Source organism: Bacillus sp. VT 712 (assembly GCF_001614195.1).
In the GTDB taxonomy this organism is placed as follows: domain Bacteria; phylum Bacillota; class Bacilli; order Bacillales; family Bacillaceae_H; genus Priestia; species Priestia flexa.
Window position 1 is genome coordinate 1 of record NZ_LWBK01000071.1, and the last position, 5,250, is coordinate 5,250.

Below are 5,250 nucleotides of genomic sequence, written 5' to 3' on the forward strand. Positions count from 1 at the left end.
TTGGCCAGTATCGGAAGAAAGTTCGCCTCCATCGTGAGTTAATTTGAGTTGGTGATTGAAATGAAGTGTTGTTTGCGGTAATCTAATCATGAGAAGAATCCTTTCTTTTGGTTAGTTCTTAGTCGATTTAACCTTAACAGAAATGGATTCTTTTTTCATTTTTTTAGTGAAAAAGAGAATCCCACAGGAAAGCCGATAAATCGCCTTTCCTGTGGGATTTTGTATTTGGGTATGAATAATTCAGGAATATTGTAGGAATCTTTGCTGCTTCAGTTGTTTATTATTTTGCATACCCAGCCAGGTTATTTAAAAAGGATCAGGGTGAAGTATATGGTGAAGAGGCAATTAAGGTGAAGTAATAAAAGATTCTTGTTAAAAAGATATGAGTAGAAAAGCTGGGAGTGTATGTATTCTCAGCTTTTTTCTTTAGTCTATTAACATGTATTGTATACTGATAAAATAAGAAAGCGCTTTATTTATAGGTTGATAAAATCAAAAAACGTGGAGGAGATTATGGATCAGATTGTACGAGACGTAGCTAGCTTAATTAAGTGTAAGAATAAAAAGATGATAATTGGTATATCAGGTCACGGTGCATCTGGAAAAACAACATTTGCGAAGAAGCTTATCCACCTTCTTGGAGAGGACGAAGTTAATTATATCAATACGGATCCTTATATTGTTGATTCTAATCTTAGGAAGCAGACTCTCATAAGCTATGAATATAAGGGAGAACGACATGAGGGCAAGATAACGGCTTGTCATCCTTCTGCTCATCATCGGAATGTTTTAGAAAGAGATGTTCAAATGATTAGAAGCTCATTTGATTTTTATACAATAGGAACACATTATTTAGAGAGTATTCTAATTTCTGCGCGGAAAAGAATAAGTATTATAGAAGGAATGAGTGTAGCCTTCACTAATTTGAATTTATATGATAGGACCATCTATCTATATACGAATGAAGAAACTGAGCTAATGAGACGAAGTGAACGCGATGTGTTTGAAAGAGGAATGGACCTCGATTATTTAAGGAGGACTCATCAAGAACGTAGAATTCAATATGATGTATTTATGCACGCGTATCACAGGGACTTTGATATTGTTATCAAAAACTCAAACGAGAATTTTATACTTGAAAAAAGCAAATAAAATCGAAAGAAGCACATGGTTATTCCAGTGCTTCTTTCAGCTGCTATTTAATACATTTCAATACCTCGGTATAGAAAGTATGTTTGTCATCCACGTTTAAAACAATTCGATCTATTTCTTTCGTTATTCCGTATGGTAAAGTTAGCGTTTGCTTTTGGTGGAGTTGAATTTCAAAGGTTGGCTTTTCTGGAACAAAGTCATTTAGCCTTGCATCGTATAAGTGAGCCTGCTCAGCCTTCGTGAACGTTTCAGCGCCGTCATACCATTTAATTTCCTTAATCGTAGCTAATGGAATGATGGCTCTTTTAGTCAAGCCTGTTTGTAAAATCAGCTCTTTTGTTGTTAAGACATACGGAGAAAGACGAATGGCTTGAATTTCGGCAATCATGAATACAATCCCGTATATATTTAGGAGTAAAAGAATCATTGAGAGAGTTGGGCTCCATTGATGTAAAAAGTAATGGACACCGACTGTTTCTAACACAATAGCATGAATAATGACCAGGTTTAGAGCCACTCCATTTGCGCTTTTATGGTATGAAAATGAACTGCCATTTACATGTACTTTCTTTTTAAATGAACAAGTGTAGTACAAGATGGAAAGGTCATGCAGCCACCAAGGTGATGTCTTTAAGTTGTGAAAGGTTGTCTCTAGGGCTTTTTCAAGGTTTATTGGGAAAAGAGCGTAGTTAGTAGCTTCTGCTAAATAAGAACGTTTCAACAAAGGTAGAATGCTTAGAAAGCGATACAGATACAAGCATGCGCTTATTGTAAGTAGCCCTATAATTATAAAAATTAAGTAGGATGTCAATGAATAGTGTGTAAAGTAAGGCTTTGGAATCGCTATGTATGCAAGGATAGAGAGTATGCTAATGACTCCAATGAAATGGTGGAGAGTAGGTTTTTGTCTAAAGATGAAAACATAAAGTAAGAGCGGGATAACCATTAAAAAGTCAAGCAAAGATCCAATGACTACTTCATTAGGGACAGGGCCGAACGCTGAAGTACGATAAACAATGAAGTTTGCACACATAATCAGTCCGATTAAAAGAAGAATCACATTTGTTCGTTTCATTATAAATAGATTCATTATTTTCACCTCTTCTTCATCATACCAGAAAAAACATAGATAAATTTTACAAAATAAGAAACTTTTTAAACTTGAAATTCGTATTACTAAATAAGAAAGAAAAAGATAAACAACGTGTGTTGAAAAGGGGAATAATGTAATGAAACAAAAGCATATTAAAACAAAATTTCAAATCGAAGAGTTTGCTGAGTTTTTTTTAGCTGGTGAGTTTGCTATTATTTATCATCAATTAAGCGAAGAATTTCAGTTAGAAGTACCGTTCACAGACTTTTTACATATGAGCGAAGAGTTCAATCAAGGAGTTGAGAAATATAGCTTAGAAACACTTCTGTCAATCTCATCGTCTGTTCAACAATATATCTGGATTGATAGTAAGGAGCGTAAAGGAATTAGCCTATTCGTTGAGGAGAATGGGACAATTGTTGGTTTGGAACTTCAGCTAATTGAACAACAAGCGAACATATGCAAAACGTCGCGTACATATAGAATGCCAATTAACCAAGAATGGTTTGTACTATGGGGAGGTACAAACGCGCTGTTAAACTATCATTATCTAATTATTTCACAGCGCTATGCGTATGACTTAGTTATTCACCGTGATGAAAGCACGTATAAAGAATATGGTGATGAACTAGAAGACTACTATGCATTTAACCAAAAAGTAGTTGCGCCGGCTGAAGGGAAGGTCGTTGCGGTAGTGGATGGGTTAAAAGATAACCCAATCGGTGATGTGGATACCGAACACCCAGCGGGGAACTATGTGATAATTGACCACGGAAACAGCGAATATAGTTTATTAGCGCACTTTAAACAAGGGAGTATTTTAGTAAAAGAAGGAGATCTTGTTTATGAAGGGAAGTGGATTGGAAGCTGTGGAAATTCAGGTAATTCAACAGAGCCTCATATTCACTTTCAAGTTATGAATGGTCATAATCTCTTTACAAGCGAGTCGCTGCAAATTCAGTTTAAAAATGGTATGGAACCAATTCGTGGCGACTACGTCATTCCAACTTTTAGCTGAAAGTGAACGAATAAAATAATCTAACATTATTACTTACGATAATTGTTTGGAAAGGCCGTTATGTTATGACGGCTTTTTTTGTACAATCATTGAAACACGAAAACTCCTTCAAAAGAGTCATTATTTACACAGAGGTAGTAGTTCTTTTGTTGAAAATACACAAATAAAAAACTGAAAATTCATTCTTTTTCCGATGAATTAACAATAATCATCCTGTAAACTAAAAAAACTAGATGTTATATTTTATAACACAAAAAGTTAGGTTTAGGAGGATGAGTAATAAATGGAACAAAACGCTGATTTACGTCCAATTGCGCACGAGAAATATCGTATTTTAGGTCCAAAAGCGTATGTGGCAATGTGGTGGGGAGATGCCGTAATGGTTGGTTCATTTATGTTAGGTTCAAGTTTAATTCCACCTTTTGGGAAGTTGAATTTGACGCAAGCTTTTATCGCTTTAATTCTAGCGAATATTCTCGCTGCTTTGTTATTTGCGTTAAATGGACGAGTAGGATGGAAACACGGGATTCCAATGGTTGTTCAGCTTAGATCTTCCTTTGGTCCGGTAGGTTCTCGAATTCCAGCTTTAATGCGAGCGGTCCCCGCGTTATTCTGGTATGGAGTCCAATCTTGGCTGGGGGCTCAGGCGCTGAACCAAGTGTTTATGGGACTTATCGGTTTTGATAACGTTTGGGTCTGGTTTTTTGCATTTCAAGCGCTCCAAATCTTCCTATCAGCTAAAGGCATTCAATCGATTAAGTGGATTGAAATTGTAGGATCTGTCATTATTATGCTGGGCGTTGTGTATTTGATTTTTCTCTTTTTATCCACCTTTGGATTCGAAGTTGAGAAAGTCGCTAACACCGAGGGTTCCTGGGGAATTCCATTTTGGCTTGCGATGACGGTGTTAATCGGTCAATTTGCTGCACTGCTCATTAATATTTCAGATTACACTCGCTACTTCCCACGTAAATCTTCAGCTGGTACGTTTGTAGGAGCTCACGTTGTAGGGATTGTTCCACCGATGATTTTATTGCCATTCGTCGGCATTTTAGGAGCAGCGGCCGTCGGCGTCTGGAATCCTGTTGATATTATCTCAAATCATATTTCGAATGTAGTAGCCAGTATTATTGTGTTAATCTTTATTGCTCTAGCCCAAGTTACAACAAACTTAGTAGCTAATATCATGCCTCCAGTACTTGTGGCAATGGATTTATTTAAAATCTCATGGGAAAAAGCCTGCGTAATTGTCGGAGTACTAGGAGTAGTAACGTGTCCATGGTTTATTATGACGGATTCATTATTTTTAACATTTATCGCAGTTGTTTCAGCTTTTTTAGGTCCGATTTTTGCGATTATGGTAGCAGACTTTTACTTTATTCATAAAGGTAATTATAATGTGGCTCCGCTATATGAAGGTAAACTATTTATGGCATTTAAAGGGTGGAATCCTGCCGCTATTATCGCCACAATTGTTGGAACGTCTCTCGCGTTTATTAACGTGGAACTTTCGTGGTTTTTAGGTTTAATTCCTGCAGCCCTTGTGTATGTTGTGTTAATGAAAACATGGATCATGAAGCATGAGCAGTATGTAAGAGAAGGGCTTAATCAAACATTCCGTCATTCAGCCCCATTAAAACGTGAAGAAGCGAGCTGAATCCAGGTAGGGAAACTCCTACCTGGATTTTAGTGTGTTTAGTGAAAGTTTACTAATAAAAGATAAAAATTTATTGAGAATTTCACTAGCGTCGCATTAAAATAATTCAAAGCCCTTTATAAATCTGAATTTTCTGCAATATTATTCATGCACAAAAAAATCCTTTATAATGGTTGGGTGGTAATAAACCATCCAAATCCAAAATAAAGGACAATAAGCATGGATAAGTTTACACGAAAAACATCATTTGAACAATGGTTTTCACCGATTTTCTCCACAAAACTCGAGGAATTGGTTGAAAGCTATCAATTAAATTCCTATACAAAGAAG

At 36.2% G+C, this 5,250-nt stretch carries 4 protein-coding genes; 3 read left to right on the forward strand and 1 reads right to left on the reverse strand.

Annotated elements, in window-relative coordinates; translation table 11 throughout:
• Positions 1-513 precede the first annotated feature (513 nt).
• Complete coding sequence (locus A2U94_RS19575; protein ID WP_062954777.1) at positions 514-1,152, forward strand: uridine kinase family protein; 639 nt, start codon at positions 514-516, stop codon at positions 1,150-1,152.
• Positions 1,153-1,195: 43 nt separating this feature from the next.
• Here the strand turns inward: A2U94_RS19575 and A2U94_RS19580 are convergent, their stop codons facing one another.
• Positions 1,196-2,242, reverse strand: coding sequence for a hypothetical protein (locus A2U94_RS19580; RefSeq protein WP_062954778.1), 1,047 nt, complete (start codon positions 2,240-2,242; stop codon positions 1,196-1,198).
• 139 nt (positions 2,243-2,381) lie between these two features.
• On the opposite strand from A2U94_RS19580, the gene A2U94_RS19585 reads away from it, so the two are divergent.
• Complete coding sequence (locus A2U94_RS19585; RefSeq protein WP_025911818.1) at positions 2,382-3,263, forward strand: M23 family metallopeptidase; 882 nt, start codon at positions 2,382-2,384, stop codon at positions 3,261-3,263.
• A 283-nt stretch (positions 3,264-3,546) separates the two neighbouring features.
• Positions 3,547-4,920 carry an NCS1 family transporter gene (locus A2U94_RS19590; protein WP_061784927.1) on the forward strand — a complete coding sequence of 458 codons (1,374 nt, stop codon included), beginning with the start codon at positions 3,547-3,549 and terminating at the stop codon, positions 4,918-4,920.
• Positions 4,921-5,250 lie beyond the last annotated feature (330 nt).